The sequence below is a fragment of the Roseobacter sp. HKCCD7870 genome (assembly GCF_037830315.1).
In the GTDB taxonomy this organism is placed as follows: domain Bacteria; phylum Pseudomonadota; class Alphaproteobacteria; order Rhodobacterales; family Rhodobacteraceae; genus M30B80.
The window spans coordinates 811,355-827,494 of sequence record NZ_JBBLYO010000001.1 but is presented as its reverse complement, the minus strand read 5'-3'; the positions used below and the strand labels follow the sequence as shown (position 1 = coordinate 827,494).

Annotated in this window: 15 protein-coding genes, 2 pseudogenes and 1 riboswitch; of the genes and pseudogenes, 5 read left to right on the top strand and 12 right to left on the bottom strand. The window is 55.8% G+C overall.

Annotated features, from left to right (window positions below):
• Positions 1 to 32: 32 nt before the first annotated feature.
• Positions 33 to 479: a GNAT family N-acetyltransferase gene (locus AAC637_RS04175; protein WP_340302445.1), complete on the bottom strand. Its 447-nt coding sequence runs from the start codon at positions 477 to 479 to the stop codon at positions 33 to 35.
• A 356-nt stretch (positions 480 to 835) separates the two neighbouring features.
• Between AAC637_RS04175 and dksA the strand changes: the two genes are divergently transcribed.
• Positions 836 to 1,258: an RNA polymerase-binding protein DksA gene (dksA, locus tag AAC637_RS04170; RefSeq protein ID WP_317656682.1), complete on the top strand. Its 423-nt coding sequence runs from the start codon at positions 836 to 838 to the stop codon at positions 1,256 to 1,258.
• 78 nt (positions 1,259 to 1,336) lie between these two features.
• Positions 1,337 to 2,494 (top strand): FAD-dependent monooxygenase, encoded by a 1,158-nt coding sequence (locus AAC637_RS04165; protein WP_340302444.1) that lies wholly within the window; start codon positions 1,337 to 1,339, stop codon positions 2,492 to 2,494.
• Here the strand turns inward: AAC637_RS04165 and AAC637_RS04160 are convergent.
• The 9 genes and pseudogenes from AAC637_RS04160 to AAC637_RS04120 form a co-directional block, all read right to left on the bottom strand.
• Positions 2,484 to 3,227: a proteasome-type protease gene (locus AAC637_RS04160; RefSeq protein ID WP_340302443.1), complete on the bottom strand. Its 744-nt coding sequence runs from the start codon at positions 3,225 to 3,227 to the stop codon at positions 2,484 to 2,486. The two genes, AAC637_RS04165 and AAC637_RS04160, sit on opposite strands and share 11 nt — an antisense overlap.
• Before the next feature lie 60 nt (positions 3,228 to 3,287).
• Positions 3,288 to 4,091: a transglutaminase family protein gene (locus tag AAC637_RS04155; RefSeq protein ID WP_340302442.1), complete on the bottom strand. Its 804-nt coding sequence runs from the start codon at positions 4,089 to 4,091 to the stop codon at positions 3,288 to 3,290.
• Between the two features lie 7 nt (positions 4,092 to 4,098).
• Positions 4,099 to 5,040 carry an alpha-E domain-containing protein gene (locus tag AAC637_RS04150; protein ID WP_340302441.1) on the bottom strand — a complete coding sequence of 314 codons (942 nt, stop codon included), beginning with the start codon at positions 5,038 to 5,040 and terminating at the stop codon, positions 4,099 to 4,101.
• Between the two features lie 22 nt (positions 5,041 to 5,062).
• Entirely contained in the window at positions 5,063 to 6,490 is a 1,428-nt protein-coding gene (locus AAC637_RS04145; protein ID WP_340302440.1) for a circularly permuted type 2 ATP-grasp protein, read from the bottom strand.
• 109 nt (positions 6,491 to 6,599) lie between these two features.
• Positions 6,600 to 7,058 (bottom strand): D-aminoacyl-tRNA deacylase, encoded by a 459-nt coding sequence (gene dtd / locus AAC637_RS04140; RefSeq protein WP_340302439.1) that lies wholly within the window; start codon positions 7,056 to 7,058, stop codon positions 6,600 to 6,602.
• Positions 7,059 to 7,061: 3 nt separating this feature from the next.
• Positions 7,062 to 7,985 (bottom strand): carbohydrate kinase family protein, encoded by a 924-nt coding sequence (locus tag AAC637_RS04135; protein ID WP_340303141.1) that lies wholly within the window; start codon positions 7,983 to 7,985, stop codon positions 7,062 to 7,064.
• Between the two features lie 98 nt (positions 7,986 to 8,083).
• Positions 8,084 to 8,463, bottom strand: a pseudogene (locus AAC637_RS04130) (primosomal protein N' (replication factor Y) - superfamily II helicase); the annotation flags it as partial.
• A gap of 14 nt (positions 8,464 to 8,477) precedes the next feature.
• Entirely contained in the window at positions 8,478 to 9,434 is a 957-nt protein-coding gene (locus AAC637_RS04125; protein ID WP_340302438.1) for a DUF2927 domain-containing protein, read from the bottom strand.
• A 32-nt stretch (positions 9,435 to 9,466) separates the two neighbouring features.
• Positions 9,467 to 9,949, bottom strand: a pseudogene (locus AAC637_RS04120) (toxic anion resistance protein); the annotation flags it as partial.
• 53 nt (positions 9,950 to 10,002) lie between these two features.
• Positions 10,003 to 10,080: riboswitch (SAM riboswitch) on the top strand.
• Between the two features lie 37 nt (positions 10,081 to 10,117).
• Here AAC637_RS04120 and metZ point away from each other — a divergent pair.
• The 3 genes from metZ to AAC637_RS04105 all read left to right on the top strand — a co-directional run bounded on the left by metZ (position 10,118) and on the right by AAC637_RS04105 (position 14,298).
• On the top strand, positions 10,118 to 11,356 hold the full coding sequence (gene metZ / locus AAC637_RS04115; RefSeq protein ID WP_340302437.1) for an O-succinylhomoserine sulfhydrylase: 1,239 nt from the start codon (positions 10,118 to 10,120) through the stop codon (positions 11,354 to 11,356).
• A gap of 168 nt (positions 11,357 to 11,524) precedes the next feature.
• On the top strand, positions 11,525 to 12,622 hold the full coding sequence (gene folE2 / locus AAC637_RS04110; RefSeq protein ID WP_340302436.1) for a GTP cyclohydrolase FolE2: 1,098 nt from the start codon (positions 11,525 to 11,527) through the stop codon (positions 12,620 to 12,622).
• A 227-nt stretch (positions 12,623 to 12,849) separates the two neighbouring features.
• Entirely contained in the window at positions 12,850 to 14,298 is a 1,449-nt protein-coding gene (locus AAC637_RS04105; protein WP_340302435.1) for a TrkH family potassium uptake protein, read from the top strand.
• Here AAC637_RS04105 and AAC637_RS04100 read toward each other — a convergent pair.
• Both AAC637_RS04100 and AAC637_RS04095 read right to left on the bottom strand, forming a co-directional pair.
• Positions 14,273 to 15,487, bottom strand: a complete 1,215-nt coding sequence (locus AAC637_RS04100; RefSeq protein WP_340302434.1) for a BaiN/RdsA family NAD(P)/FAD-dependent oxidoreductase — start codon at positions 15,485 to 15,487, stop codon at positions 14,273 to 14,275. The two genes, AAC637_RS04105 and AAC637_RS04100, sit on opposite strands and share 26 nt — an antisense overlap.
• Positions 15,488 to 16,123, bottom strand: coding sequence for a DnaJ domain-containing protein (locus AAC637_RS04095; RefSeq protein WP_340302433.1), 636 nt, complete (start codon positions 16,121 to 16,123; stop codon positions 15,488 to 15,490).
• Between the last annotated feature and the right edge of the window lie 17 nt (positions 16,124 to 16,140).

Below are 16,140 nucleotides of genomic sequence, written 5' to 3'. Positions count from 1 at the left end.
GCAGCGCCAAAAAGCCAAAAGCGCAGTTTAATTTATTTCGCATATTTCACAAAGCCAGTATCCGTTGCCACGCGATCATAAAGCCGCCGCGCGGTCGCATTGTGGCTTTGTGTCAGCCAATACACCGAAGGCCGCCCTGCCGCTGCGGCATCGGCGCAGACATGATCAATCAAAGCGGCCCCGATACCCTGCCCGCGTGCATCAGGAGCGACAAACAAATCTTGCAGATATGTTACGGGTTCGGCCTTCCACCCGTGAGCGTGAGAGATGACATGAACCAAACCAATCGCGCGCCCATCCTGCCATGCCAACCACGCCATCATATCGCCATGCGCAGGGGTGCTGTAGCGGGTAAAGCTGAGATCAATCACCGCCTCGGCGAGGGTGGTTTCGTAGAATGCGAGATAGGCCTTCCACAGCCCCTCCCACGCGCTCCGATCCTCTGGGCGCAAGGGCAAAATATCGATTGAGCTGGGCATATGTTACTCCGACTACCAATTGCTGTTGCGGATGTATCCACAGATTCTGTCGCAAATTTGGCGAAAACTGGTGTTGTCCTGGGTGATAATCCCTGAGGCATTATAGCCGCGACAAATTGCGCGGGCCAAGCCGAATTGGGGCCATTTGCCAGTCCAAAGCGATTTGAGGCGCAGTTAGAAACGGGTTTCATAATAGGGCCTAGGGGCGCGCCGATCCGTTCAGGTGATTTTGAGCAGAAAAACCGTCTTTAGGTGGGTGACATTACCCACGCCATCCTGTAAGCGAAGCCCGAGGTGGTAAAATGACGTCTGATGCAAAATCAAAAATCGGGTCAGCCGCCGCTGAGGGGAACGAGATGAAAGCTGAGACCTTTCTTCCAGAAGACTATCGTCCCGCCGAGGACGAGCCGTTTATGAATGAGCGACAGTTGGAGTATTTCCGCAGGAAACTGCTCAACTGGAAAGCTGATCTGCTTGATGAAAGCCGCACCACTGTCACCGCGCTGCAAGATGGCACGCGCAGCATCCCTGATGTTGCGGATCGTGCAAGTGAGGAAACAGACCGCGCGCTTGAATTGCGCACCCGCGATCGTCAGCGCAAGCTGATCACCAAGATTGATGCTGCTTTGCGCCGTATCGAAGAGGGCGAATATGGCTATTGCGAGGTCACAGGTGACCCGATTAGCCTTAAACGTTTGGATGCGCGCCCGATTGCGACCATGACGCTTGAAGCACAAGAACGCCATGAGCGCCGCGAAAAAGTTCATCGGGACGATTGATTGCGCAAAGCGAGTTTATAAGATTAAAAAAGGCATCTTTTCAGATGCCTTTTTTCTTTGAGGGGTGTGAGGCTGAGCATGCTGATCGGGCGCAATATTTTGGTGGTTGGGGCAGGTATTGGTGGCTTGGCTGCGGCCTGCTGCCTTGCACAACGCGGCGCTTCGGTGCGCGTGCTAGAACAGGCTGAGGAAATCCGCGCCTTTGGGGCAGGGCTTCAACTTAGCCCCAATGGGATGGCCACGTTAGCAGGCCTTGGGCTGGTCGAAGAGATCAGCGCGATATCCCCCCGCGCCAATGCCGTATATCTGCGCGATTTTCGCAAAGGGGCGGCGGTGGCGCGTGTGCCCTTATCCCGTCAAACGCGCCCTTATCACTATGTCCATCGGGCGGATTTGATCGAGATTTTGGCCAATCGCGCCCGTGATCTTGGGGTTGAGATCACCCTTGGCGCGGCTGTGACAGGGGTCGAGGGGCGTGATGTGATCTTGGCCGATGGTCAGCGCCAAAGCGCGGATGTGATTATCGGGGCAGATGGATTGCATTCTCGCATCCGCACCCATCTTGAGCCACGCGGGCATCCGTTTTTCACGGGCCAAGTTGCGTGGCGCGCGGTCATTGATGCGCAGCAGGGCGATACGTTGCGCGATGTGCAGGTGTTTATGGGGCCTGCCCGTCATATGGTGATCTATCCGCTTCGAGGCGGGACATTGATCAATATCGTGGCGGTTGAGGAGCATGATCAGTGGGTTAAGGACTCGTGGTCAGAGCGGGGCGATCCTGCACAGCTGACGCGCCGATTTGGTGATTTTTGCCCTGAGGCGCGGGCCTATTTAGGCCGCGTGACGGAATGCTATCAATGGGGGTTGTTTCGCCATCCAATCGCGCGCAACTGGCAAAATGGCCAGATGGTGCTTTTGGGGGATGCAGCGCATCCAACGCTTCCCTTCCTCGCGCAAGGGGCCAATATGGCGTTGGAGGATGCTTGGATCTTGGCAGCGCGCCTGTCGGATACGCATGATCTAACTGGGGCCTTGGCTGAATATGAGGCGCTGCGCCGCCCCCGCACCGCGCGGATTGTTCAGGCAGCCTCGGACAATGCAGACCATTATCATATGCGGCCAAGCCTGTTGCGGGTGGCCGCGCATACAGGGCTACGCATGGTAACACGTTACGCGCCGCATCTGCTGGCGCAACGCTTTGAGTGGATTTACGGATTTGATCCGACTAAGTCGTAAAGCTATAGGGGGGTAGGCTGTTAAACGCATACTTTAGTGCATCCCCCCAACCCATTGAAATTACGTTGAAATACGGATCATCTTTTTCGATCCGTGTCATTGTTCCATGTTTCAAGCTGTCTGCAGTATAAACATGAAGATCAAGCGGCAGGTTGACCGAAAGATTGGCCTTAATGGTCGAGTCAAAGCTCACCATCAAAAGCTTGACCGCATCCTCAAAACTCATTTCGGGGTCAAAGGCACGCACCAAAATGGGGCGGCCATATTTCGTCTCGCCAATCTGAAAGAATGGCGTGTCATCGCTGGCCTCGATGAAATTACCCTCAGGATAAATCAGGAACAGGCGCGGGGGGGCGCCTTTGATCTGGCCGCCCAATATTATGGTTGCGGAAAAGGTCGCCTCTGCCTCAGGCCCATCTTGGCCTGATTGTGTTTTGATCACCTCGCGCAAGGTTTCCCCGACCAATTTGGCGACCTGAAACATCGAAGGCGCTTCGAGGATCGAGGGGTTCCCCCGATCTCCGGCGGGTTTGGCGCGTTCATTTAAGAGGCTGATCACCGCCTGTGTTGTCGCCAAATTGCCCGCGGTCATCAGGGTGATGCTACGCTCGCCCGGGCACTCCCATGTGAACATTTTGCGGAAGGTCGATATGTTATCCACGCCCGCATTCGTGCGCGTGTCTGACATGAACACAAGGCCAGAATTCAGTTTCAAACCAACGCAATAGGTCATCTCGGGGGCTGTCTTTCACCTGTATTTTTGCGCGCGGTCAAGAATCGCGCCTTGTCTCTATTATTGCTGTTGAACCTGAATATCTACTGAAAGCCGCTCGTCCCCCGCGCCGTAGCGCAGGCCAATGATGGGGGCCGCTTCGCGGTAATCTATACCCGAGGCCACGCGCACATAACGCGTATCTGGGCTGATGCCGTTGGAGACGTCAAAGCCAACCCATCCCAACCCCTCAATATGGGCCTCTGCCCAAGCATGGCTTGCGTCTTGGTGGATGCGGTCTTCCATCATCAAATAGCCCGAGACATAGCGCGCGGGGTATCCCAAAAGGCGGGCGGCTGAGATAAAAATATGGGCGTGATCCTGACAGACACCGCTGCCTGCCTCTATGGCTTCTTCGGCGCTGCTGCCTGCATGGGTGGGTCCAATGGCATAGGGGACAGTCTCTAGGATACGGGCAGACAGGGTGTGCAGTCGTTCGATATCGCTGAGTTTGGCATCCCTTAGCCCCGCGGTCAGTTTGCGTGTCCCATTGCCCGCGCGGGTCAGATCGGAGGGCTGCAAAAACACCCATAGGGGGACAAGTCCATGATGGCCCCCATGCACGCCCGCAACCTCGTTTGTTTCCATCTCGCCTGTGCAAGTGACCTCAACGGCTTGTGCATCAGGGGAAAAAGAAATCAGCGTTACAAGGTTTTGGTTATGGTCAAGATAGCTGCATTCCACTGTGCCACCCGTGACCTGCATTTGCCAATCCTGCACAGATTGCGCAGGCGTGTTTTGCGGTGTCAGTCGCAATTGCTGAAGCCCGTAAGAGGGCGCAGTGTCAAAACCATAGCTTGTGCAGTGGGACAGTTTTAATCGCATAAGCACCTCATCCGATAAAACGGTAATCGGTTTCGATCTGGCGGCCAAGCGCGGCTAAGTCCTGCAAAAAGGTCAGGATGAACTCATGCAATCCTTCCTCAAAGACTTGATCGATGCTGCTTGTGCAAAGCCGCGCATTGAGCCGTGCTGCCATCGCGTGGCAGGGCAGGGTGCTGCCATACTCCGCCTCAAGGTAGCCTAGATTGCTTTGCAATTTACCAAGCGCAAATTTCAGGCTGCGGGGCATGCGCCCGTCAAATATGAGAAAGTCTGCAATGCCTTTGGGTGTGACCGCCCCTTGGGTCAACCAAGAATAGGCGCGTTGACCCGCCACCGCGCGCAGGATCGTTTCCCATTGCACATTATCAAGGTTTGACCCGATTTGGCTGATAGAGGGCAGCAGGACATAGTATTTCACATCCAAAATACGTGCGGTGTTATCGGCGCGTTCTAGGAATGTGCCAAGCCGCGCAAAATCGAAAACATCATTGCGCAGCATCGACCCGTGCAAGGCACCGCGCACCAGTGCGGATTGCTGTCGTACCAAGGCAATCGTATCGGGTAGGTTTTTATCTGTGGCCGGGCGGGCAAGGGTGCTGCGCAATTGCATATAGGTGTCATTGACCGCTTCCCAGACCTCGCGGGTGAGGGCGGTGCGCACCATGCGGGCGTTTTGGCGGGCTTGGGCCATGCTTGATTGCACAGATGACGGATTGGTCGCATCCCGCAACAGAAAATCCACAACATTGGCTGCATCAGCCGTCTCGTATTTGGTGAAAAACAACTGCTCCGCGGCGGCTGTTTTCAGCAGGCTTTGCCATTCGTCATTGGAACGATCTGGCCGTGTCAGCGCAATGCGCAGGCCCGTCTCAATCAGACGGGTCGTGTTCTCGGCGCGCTCTAAATGGCGGAACATCCAAAATAATCCGCCCGCGGTTTTAGCTAACATGGCCTTTGCCCCCTATGCGCGCTCATTCTTCCAGGACCCATGTGTCTTTCGTCCCGCCCCCTTGGCTGGAATTCACCACGAGTGAGCCTTTCTTCAGCGCCACGCGCGTCAGTCCGCCGGGGGTGATTTCGATGCCATTGGGGCTGACCGAGACGAAGGGGCGCAGATCGACATGGCGCGGGGCAAGCCCCGCTTTGGTCAGGATGGGCACTGTCGAAAGCGCCAAAGTCGGTTGTGCGATGTAATTCGCAGGCCGTGATTTCAGCTTAGCCCGAAACGCAGCCAATTCCTTTTTCGAGGCGGCAGGCCCAACAAGCATTCCATAGCCGCCCGACCCATGCACCTCTTTGACCACCAATTCATCGAGATGGTCTAGCACATAGGCCAATGCGTCCGCCTCAGAGCACCGCCAAGTCGGCACATTTTCCATAAGCGGCTTTTCGCCCGTATAGAATTCGACAATCTCGGGCATGTAGGAATAGATCGCCTTATCATCGGCAATCCCTGTTCCAGGCGCATTGGCAATAGTTATGCCGCCTGCGCGATAGACATCCATAATCCCTGGCACACCAAGCAAGCTGTCAGGGTTAAAGCTGAGCGGATCAAGGAAATCATCATCGACACGCCGATAAAGGACATCAAGCGGTTTGTAGCCGCGCGTTGTGCGCATGGCGATTTTGCCATCCACAACGCGCAAATCGCTGCCCTCGACCAATTCGACCCCCATATGGTCGGCCAAAAACGCGTGTTCAAAATAAGCGGAATTATGAATGCCTGGTGTCAGCACGGCCACCGCCCCATCGCCTGAGGCATGGCGCGGCATCGAGGCGCCAAGCGAACGCCGCAAAGCAAGTGGATAATCCCCAACGCCGCGCACCTTAATGCGCCCGAACAGTTCGGGGAACATCTGGAGCATGGTTTCGCGGTTTTCGAGCATATAGGACACGCCCGATGGGGTGCGTGCATTATCCTCAAGCACATAGAATTGATCCTCGGCCACGCGCACCAGATCAATTCCCACGATATGCGTGTAAACGCCGCCCGGTGGTTCTAGCCCGATCATAGCCTTGAGGAACGCATCGTTTTTGGCAATCAGCTCAATCGGAATGCGGCCCGCGCGGATGATTTCTTGGCGATGATAAATATCGTGCAAAAAGGCGTTGATGGCGCGAACGCGCTGTTCGATGCCGCGCGTCAGACGCGCCCATTCTCGGCCACAGATAATACGCGGCACGATGTCAAACGGGATCAGACGTTCATCTGCATCAGCGGCACCATAAACGTTGAAGGTGATGCCCGTGCGGCGAAAGAACCGCTCAGCCTCGCCTGATTTGCGGATCAGGTCGCGGCGATCTTCGCCCTCGAACCATCTATGATAGGCCTCGTAAGGCGCGCGCGCCCCGTTATCAGGGCCGAGCATTTCATCAAAAAAGGGGGTGGGGTTTTCCATCTACGCTTACCCAATACCAGTCCCCCTATCGGTGGCGCGATATCGGGGGCTGGGCTAGGGCGCATCGCCCTGCAGCTTGGGGGGCAATGGTTAACTTTGGATGAACTGCCTAATTTTTAGGCGCAGATGCCTCAGTATCGAGCCAAATGGTAACGGGGCCATCATTGGTCAGCGCAACTTTCATATCTGCACCAAACTGTCCCGTCTCAACTTTGGGGCCAAGCACGGCAAGGCTTTGCGCGAAATGTTCATATAGGGCACGCCCCGTCTCAGGGTCTGCGGCCTGCGAAAACCCTGGCCTGTTGCCTGTGCGCGTATCTGCGGCAAGGGTAAATTGGCTGACCACCAGTGCTTCGCCGCCTATGTCCAAAAGTGCGCGGTTCATCTTGCCCGCCTCATCCTTGAAGATGCGCATTTTGGCGATCTTTTGGGCCAAATGTTCGGCCTGCGCTGCGGTGTCACCGCGCATTGCGCAGATCAAGATCAAAAGGCCTGCGCCGCATTGCCCAATCGTTTGCCCATCCACGCGGACGGCAGCCTCACTCACCCGTTGAACCAAGGCGCGCATCGGTTAAACCTCGGCGCGCATCGGCGGGTTCGCGCCCGCCCGTGCAACAGTCACGGCGGCGGCCCGCACGCCCAGATTAAGCGCGGCTTTTAGAACATCTTGCGGCAAGGGGGCTGCAAGCGCCGCTTTGCTCAGATATCCTGCTTCGGCCAAGCCCGTCAGGATGCCTGCGTTAAACGTATCGCCCGCGCCCACAGTATCCACAACCGTGGCGGGGATCACGGGATGGGTCAGCTGCCCATCTGCAGAATAAGCGGTAACCCCATCGGCCCCTTTTGTGATCAGCACAAGCTTCGCGCCCGCCGTTAACAGATCATCCACGGCCTCTGCCTCGGAGCTGTTATTGCTCAACCATGCAAGATCCTCATCTGACAGCTTTATGATGTCAGCCACGGCCAACATCCGCGCCAGTCGTGCGCGATAGCGGGCCGCGTCCGTGATAAAGCTTGGTCGAATATTTGGGTCGATCATGACAGGCAGACGGGCTGCCTCGCGGAGGCATAGTGTTTCATAGGTATCGGCGCAGGGCTCTACGGCCAATGAAATGCCGCCGAAAAACAGCGCCGTGATCCCCTCCAAAGAGGCGGGCAGGTCAACGGGAGAGATCATGCGCCCTGCGGTGTTTTCATCGTAAAACGCATAGGTGGCGTGGCCATCTTTCAGCGTCACAAAGGCCAAGGTCGTAGGGCGGTCGCTGAGCAAGCACAGGCTTGTGTCCACATGATTGCCCGCCAAATGCCCTTCTAAAATCTGCCCGAAAAGATCACGGGATAGGCCCGTCAGCATCGCAGTTTTTTGTCCCAAGCGCGCTGCGGCAATCGCTGTGTTGAGAACTGCGCCGCCTGAGTAAGGTGCAAAGGCGGCTTCGCCTGCACTGGTTTCGCGTGGCAACATATCAATCAAAGATTCACCACAGCACAGCAGCATGGCGTAGGCCTTTCCAAATGTGACGTATCCCCGCCGCGCTTTGCGGCCCGGGTGGTCTAGCAAGAGATCGATGTTAGCGCAAACAAGAATGCAGCGCCTTAACGGATGTATCCGTCATAGACATAAGCAAGGCCAAGCGCCAACAGAGCCGCCAGGATCAGCGCGATAGCGATTTTGATTGCGGAATAGGGTCGCTCTCCCATTACTTTGCCCGACTGCCCATTGACAACAAAGCGATAGGACTTTCCGCCATAGCGATAGGCCGATACCCGGACAGGCAACAGGATATGCTTGAAGGTCACATCCCAAATTTCCGTGTCCACATGGTCAATGCGCTGATGATCGCCGCCAATATCGCGGCGGATTGCGGCACGGATTGCTTGATCCATCCGCGCGCGGGCCTCCTCTATCCCGTCTCTAGGTCAATGCTATAGGCTTCGGCCCGAAAGCCTGACAGGAATTCTGGCTGATAGGGGGCATGAGCGGCCTTCCTTAGCTAGACGCGTCAATCAATTCTGCGGCAATCGCTTCGACAATGGGGCGCGCCTCATCAGGTGTCATGCCAATGTCTAGGCGCGGGTCATACAGCACGCGCAACAGCAATTCGTCATGCGCGGTCAAAAGTGCAAATTCTTCATCATCATTAAAAATCGAGGGACGCGCCGTTGGGCTGTCATTGGGCAATCCCAACCCTTGGGCGATTTCCTCATGGATGCAGGAGGTGCGCATCAAATCGGGATGCTCGGTGCGGATTACGGCAATGGCGCTGCGATATTCTGGCTGCGCATTTGAACGCGCAAAAGCATAGACAGAGCAGAACGTGTAGCGCGGCAGGTTCTCAATTTCGCGGATGATTGAGGCATCAATATTGGGTGCGATGCTGCGCAAATAGGGGCCGATTTCTGCCTGCTCATCGCGGCTGATGAACAGCACATGGAAATTTCCACCCGATCCAACCAAATCAATCGGATGCCGCGCGGCGCGGCTGAGTTGTCGGGTATAATTGGCCAGAATTTGGCGATCCCGTGCCATTTTTTGTGGGTCGGTTGCTGGCCCAAAATGGGCTTCGATACGAACAGGATCAATCCATCGTCTTAGCCGCGAGGGGGCTTGACGGGCGACAAAGCGCCCGTTTTCCAGAGCATATTCATCATAAAGCGCAATGGCCTCGAAATTGCGCGCCAAAGTACGGCGCGAGACGGGGGCATCCGAGGGGGTGGTGGATTGGCGCAATAACCCCTCACGCAAAAGCCGCGCCTCGGTTTGGGCGTAATATTGCGTGTAAAGCGCGCTCTCAGCCGAAGGGGTGGTGGCCGCTATGCTGCTTGCCACCCCGTTCTGGCCCGTGGCACCTGGCCCGAGGGCCTGACATCCTGCCAAAAGGCCAAGCGCCGCCCCAACCCATAGACCGCGCCAAGCCTTTTGCCCCAAAACCCTCACTTTACCCATAATCCGCACAATGACGCCTTATCTCTCCGCGCTTAGGACGCGGTGCTTGTGGATTTTGCCTTGGCGGCGGCCAGCGTATCGCGCAATTCCGCCTCCATTTTGATCATGTCTTCTTCTGCTTTGGCGCGGCGCATCCGCCCCTCATCTGCAATCGCAACGCTATCTTCGATGGTTGCAACCAATTTTGCATTGGCGCGTTTTACCGCCTCAATATCAAAAACGCCACGCTCCATTTCTTCGCAGATCATACGATTGGATGTGCGCAAATTCGAGGCATTCTTTTCCAACAGTTCATTGGTCAGATCATTGGCTGCGCGCACCGCTTCGATCGCTTCGATTGAGCGTTGGATGGTCACGGCCTGTGCCACTTGGGTTTCCCACAGCGGCACGGTATTGACCAAGGTTGAGTTGATTTTGGTGACCAAGGATTTGTCATTCTCTTGCACCAAGCGGATCGAGGGCAGAGATTGCATGGTGACTTGGCGTGTCAGCTTAAGGTCATGCACCCGCCGCTTGGCGCGGTGCTTTGGCTTGCGGCCCCTTGACCCGATCAGGGTCAAGGCGTAATGGCCTGTCGCGTGGCGATTTGTTTACCGGATTGCGGGCCACAAAAAAATGCCGCTAAAGAGGTCGAGGCCTGCTTGCCGCATGATGCCCGACCGTCCAGATGGAAGGGATATGAAATGTCAGACACAGGCGCCAAGAAATCCGTAGGTTTGAAATCCTTGCCCGATACTGTTTCGGCGCAGACACGCGCAGTGCATTCAGGCACCCGCCGCAGCCAATATGGCGAAGTGTCTGAGGCAATCTTTATGACCCAAGGTTTTGTCTATGACAGCGCCGAAGCGGCCGAGGCCCGCTTTATCGAAGCGGGGCGTGAGGAATTTATCTATGCCCGCTACGGCAACCCGACTGTCGCAATGTTCGAGGATCGGATTGCGGCGATTGAGGGCACCGAAGATGCTTTTGCAACCGCCTCTGGAATGGCGGCGGTGAATGGCGCGCTGATGTCCATGTTGCGCGCGGGGGATCATGTGGTGTCTGCGCGCGCCTTGTTCGGGTCTTGTCTCTACATTCTTGAGGAGATTTTGACCCGTTACGGGGTTGAGGTCACGTTTGTGGATGGCGATGACCTGACCCAATGGGAGGCCGCAATCATCAAGGGCAAAACCCGCGCTGTATTCTTTGAAAGTGTTTCGAACCCCACGTTGCAGGTTGTCGATATCGCCGCTGTTACGCGGCTGGCCCATGATGCAGGCGCTTTGGTGGTGGTGGACAACGTGTTTGCCTCTCCCTTGTTCCAAGACAACCGCAAACTGGGCGTTGATGTCGTCATCTATTCCACGACCAAGCATATTGACGGGCAGGGGCGTTGTTTGGGCGGGGTGATTTGTGGCACCCGTGAGTTCATTCGCAAAACCGTGGAACCCTATCTGAAACATACAGGCGCGGCGATGTCGCCCTTTAACGCGTGGGTTATGCTCAAGGGTTTGGAAACGCTCCACCTGCGGGTGAACGCCCAAGCCGACACTGCTCTTGCCATTGCGCAAGGGCTAGAGGGCGAGACGGGTGTGGCGCGGGTGCTCTATCCTCATCTCGACAGCCACCCGCAAGCCATGCTTGCCCGCACGCAAATGCAAAAAGGCGGCACAGTGATCGCGATTGAACTGGAGGGCGAGCGTGATGCGGCGTTTCGGTTCCTCAACGCGTTAGAGATCATTACAATCTCAAATAATTTGGGCGATGCAAAATCCATTATCACCCATCCTGCAACAACGACCCACCAGCGTTTGCCTGAGGATCAAAAGCAACATCTGGGCATTACATCTGGTCTTGTGCGTCTGTCGGTGGGGCTTGAGGACGTTAACGATCTGTTAATGGATTTGAAACATGCGCTCGGTGCTGCGCGTTCTGCAAATTAACCCTTATTTTTGGGATTTTGTCGGAAACTCAAGGAATTGGTCGATATTTGTCGGGCCAATATTGATCCGTTCGGCGTTCACAATCGTAAACTATTCACAAAACAAGTTTGGATTCCGCGCATCAACACCCATATGATGGGAAGGTCGCGTGACCGAAGGGGTGATGAGATGAACGTCCATATTGGTGCAGTTGCGAGTGAACCGACCCAAGACGAGGCCCGTGCGGCCTTGACGCTTTTGAAACAGTGGGCGGAAAGCGCAAGCGTGGCGGAACGTGCCGCCCTTGATCCTGCTGTCTCCAAACTTTTGACCCCCTCCCAAGATTATCCCGAATTTTCGCGCAGCTATCCGCAGGATTTTACAGTGGATGCAGCCTATAAGGCGGGTCTTCCCGATCTTCAAAATGGCCCCGCCTCGCTGATCAAAGGGGCCAAGCGTCAGATCCAACATGTGGGGATTTCCAATTTCCGCCTGCCTATTCGCTATCACACCCGCGACAATGGCGATGTGATGCTGGAAACTTCGGTGACGGGCACAGTCAGCCTAGAGGCAGGAAAAAAGGGCATCAATATGAGCCGCATCATGCGCAGCTTCTATGCCCATGCCGAAAAGACGTTCAGCTTTGAGGTGATCGAAGCAGCGCTTGATGATTACAAATCCGACCTCGAAAGTTTTGATGCGCGTATCCAAATGCGCCTTTCCTTCCCAATGAAGGTGCAGAGCCTGCGGTCTGGCCTGTCGGGTTACCAATATTATGACATTGCGCTGGAACTGGTCGAGCGCGATGGGGTGCGCCAGAAATTGGTGCATCTGGATTACGTTTATTCTTCGACCTGCCCCTGCTCGCTTGAATTGAGCGAACATGCGCGCGCCACACGTGGGCAATTGGCGACCCCGCATTCGCAGCGATCTGTTGCGCGGATTTCGGTCGAGATTGCCCCTGACGCAGGGTGTTTGTGGTTTGAAGACCTTATTGAGATGGCGCGCCGCGCTGTGCCAACAGAAACGCAGGTCATGGTGAAACGCGAGGATGAACAAGCCTTCGCAGAATTAAACGCTGCAAATCCGATCTTTGTGGAAGATGCGGCCCGCCTTTTCGCGGGCGAGTTGCAAGCCGATCCACGGGTGGGCGATTTCCGCGTTTTGGCAAGCCACCAAGAAAGCCTGCACAGCCATGACGCGGTCAGCCTCTTGACCGAAGGCGCCACGTTTGAACAGGCCAGCCTTGACCCGCGCCTGTTCCAAAGCCTGTTCCATATCGGCTAAGGGCTAAGACCCCATACGAAAAAAGCCCCAAGACGCGGGTCACGGACGTGACGCTGTCTTGAGGCTTTGCTCGGTCTGACGAAGCAGTCCGGTCGTATACTAACGAACACAGTAAACTGCGGGCGTGGTGTTTGCAAATGAAATGAAGCCCCAGATCAAGGCTTTGGCGGGGTTTTAGGCCCTTCCATGCTTGACACTGCCTAAGTCAGGGGCCAACGCTCTGCCTCATGTTTGATATACGCCCGGTTGGATATGTCATTGGCCTGATCGTTACCTTTCTTGGGGTATCGATGCTTGTGCCTATGGGGGTGGATCTTGCCTTGGCCAATGGCGAATGGGGTGTCTTTGCCGAGTCTGCTGCAATCTCGGTGTTTATCGGCCTTGCTTTGGTGTTTTCTTGCGCCAATGGGGTGCAGCAGGGCCTGAGCCTACAACAGACCTTTCTTCTGACAACCGCAATTTGGGCGATTTTGCCGATCTTTGCGGCGCTTCCCTTTGTGTTCGGCGCAACAGATGCACGGATTGTCGATGCAGTGTTTGAGGCGATGTCAGGGCTGACGACAACAGGCTCAACAGTTTTCACAGGCTTGGAATATTTACCCCACGGGCTGAACCTTTGGCGGGCGATGATCCAATGGTTTGGCGGGGTAGGTATCATCGTGGTCGCGATGGTGTTTTTGCCTGAATTGCGGGTGGGGGGGATGCAAATCTTCCGCTCTGAGGCATTTGAAACAATGGGAAAAATCTTGCCCCGCGCAACTGAAATTGCGGCGCGCATCTCGGTGATCTATGTGGCGCTGACCTTCCTGTGCTTTCTGGCTTATTGGGCCTTAGGCATGACCTTTTACAACGCGATCTTCCACGCCTTTACCACGCTGTCCACGGGTGGGTTTTCGAACACAGATGCCTCTTTTGGGGTTTATCAAGGCCCGCTTGAATATGTCGCGGCGGTGTTCATGATTTTGGCAAGCCTGCCCTTTGTGCGCTTTGTGCAACTTTTGGCGGGCACGGCAGAACCGCTTTATCGTGACAGCCAAGTGCGCGCGTATCTCGGGGTCATCACGGCCCTTGTGCTGATCATGACAGTGTATCGGATTATCGCGAATGGCGACCATCTCGAGCATGGGATCCGCGAAGGGCTGTTCAACGTTACCTCCATCATATCTGGCACAGGTTATTCTTCGGTTGATTACCAGCTCTGGGGGCCTTTGCCCGTGGTGGTGTTCTTCTTTGTCGGCTTGATCGGGGGGTGTGCGGGTTCGACCTCCTGTTCCATCAAAATATTCCGCTATCAGATTTTACTTGAATCTATTTCCACCCAAGTGCGCCGCCTGTCGGCCCCCCATGGTGTGTTCGAACCTCGCTTTGAGGGGCGGCCTGTTTCGGCAGATGTCCTCTCCTCCGTCATGGGGTTCTTTGTGCTGTTCTTTGTGTTGTTGGGGATTTTCGCGGTGGCTTTGGGATTGACGGGGCTAGATTTCGTCACCTCTGTGTCTGGGGCTGCCACCGCCTTGGCAAATATCGGGCCAGGATTGGGGGATGTGATTGGCCCCTCTGGCAATTTTGCCCCGCTCAATGATGCGGCGAAGTGGATTTTGACGCTGGGCATGTTGCTTGGCCGCCTTGAGTTGTTGGCGGTTTTGGTGCTTTTCATGCCTGCCTTTTGGCGCGGATAGCCGCCCCTGCCGCAACGGCGGAGGCCCATGCCCATTGAAAGTTATATCCGCCCAACCACCCCGTGACATCCACGGCTTCGCCAATGAAATAGAGGTTGGGGATATGCGTGGATTGCATGGTTTTGGAACTTAAGCCATCGGTCGCGACACCGCCCAAGGTCACTTCGGCGGTGCGATACCCTTCGGTGGCTGTGGGCCGCAGTCGCCAATCTTGCAATGCCTCTACAATCTCGCGCAGGCGCGCATCGCTGCAATCGGCGATATTGCCGGCAAGGCTTTGGGTTTGCCCAAAATCCGCAACAAATGCTTTGGGCAGATAATCGGACAACACCCCTTGAAGGCTGCGCTTGCCCGATTGACTCCGCGCTTCGCGCAGGACAGCGAAAAAATCCGTTTCGGGGTCGATATGCAGCGTGATCTCGTGCCCTTCGCGCCAATAGGATGAAATTTGCAAAATTGCGGGGCCAGACAGGCCGCGATGGGTGAAAAGCATGGCTTCGTCAAATTCTGTATCGGCCGCCTTGGCGCGCACAGGCAGGGAAAGCCCAGCCAGCGCCGCGAACCGCGCGCGTTGCCCGTCGTCAAACGTAAAGGGCACAAGGGCAGGGCGGGTGTCGGTGACGCGGTGACCGAAGGTTTCTGAAATCTGATAGGCCAAGCCTGTAGCGCCCATTTTGGGGATGGATTTTCCGCCCGTGGCCACGATGAGATGTTCGGCATATATCTCGCGCGCTTGGCCCTGTTTTTCGACTAATACGCAAAATTTATCCCCGCTCTGCCGCACGGAAGAAATGCTTGTTTCTAGCCAAAGTTCGGCACCGACCGCCGCCATCTCGGCCCGCAGCATTGCGATGATCTCTTTCGCAGATGTGTCACAGAAAAGCTGCCCCAAGGTTTTCTCATGCCATGAAATGCGGTGGCGATTGACCAAATCGAGAAAATCATAGGGGCCGTATCGCGACAGGGCAGATTTGGCGAAATGCGGATTTTCGGACAAAAACGCGGAAGGGTCGCAGTAAATATTGGTAAAGTTACATCGCCCGCCGCCTGAGATGCGGATTTTCTCGCCCGCAGCTTTTGCATGGTCTATCACCAAAACGCCCGCGCCCGAATGGGCCGCGGCCATCATCCCCGCCGCCCCCGCGCCAAGGATTAGGGTGCTGACATGATGCTGCGGCAGCTGTGCCATTTAGTCCACGAAATTGCGGCTAATCTTGATCTGATCCCAAGCCCAGACCACCTCTTGGAGGCGTTCCTCATCCGAGCGGTCACCGCCATTCATATCGGGATGCAGAACCTTGATCAGCGCCTTGTAGCATTTACGAATTTCGGTCTTGTTCATCGTGTCGCGTGCTTCCAAAATCTCAAGCGCACGCCGTTCTGTGGGCGGCAGTTTGCGCCCCGATTGTGCCCCACCTGCCTGCCCTGGATTACGGGTGGCATTGCCGCCCAAAACCTGATGCGGGTCATCCACGCCTAGCCGTGCCCATGCTTTTTCTTCAACCGATTTTTTGAAGGGTTTGGTCGGCCTGTCCCAGACGCGATCGCGGTCAAGCTGCGCTTCCATCTCGGTCTCGGTCGTGCCCTCAAAGAAATTCCATTTGAGGTTATATTCGCGCACATGTTCGCGACAGAACCAGAAGAAATCTTCGAGATTGTCGGGGGATTTGGGCGCACGATACTGCCCCGCCTCTTCGCAGGCGGGATGCTCGCATTTGCGCTGCGAGGTTTCAAATGCCCCAGACATGCCACGCCGGCCCGTCTTGCGTTTCTTCTTGTCGGTCGAAACGCGAAGGTCAAAATTAAATGGATCTTTGTCGGTCATGGGCCTGTCCTTCTCGA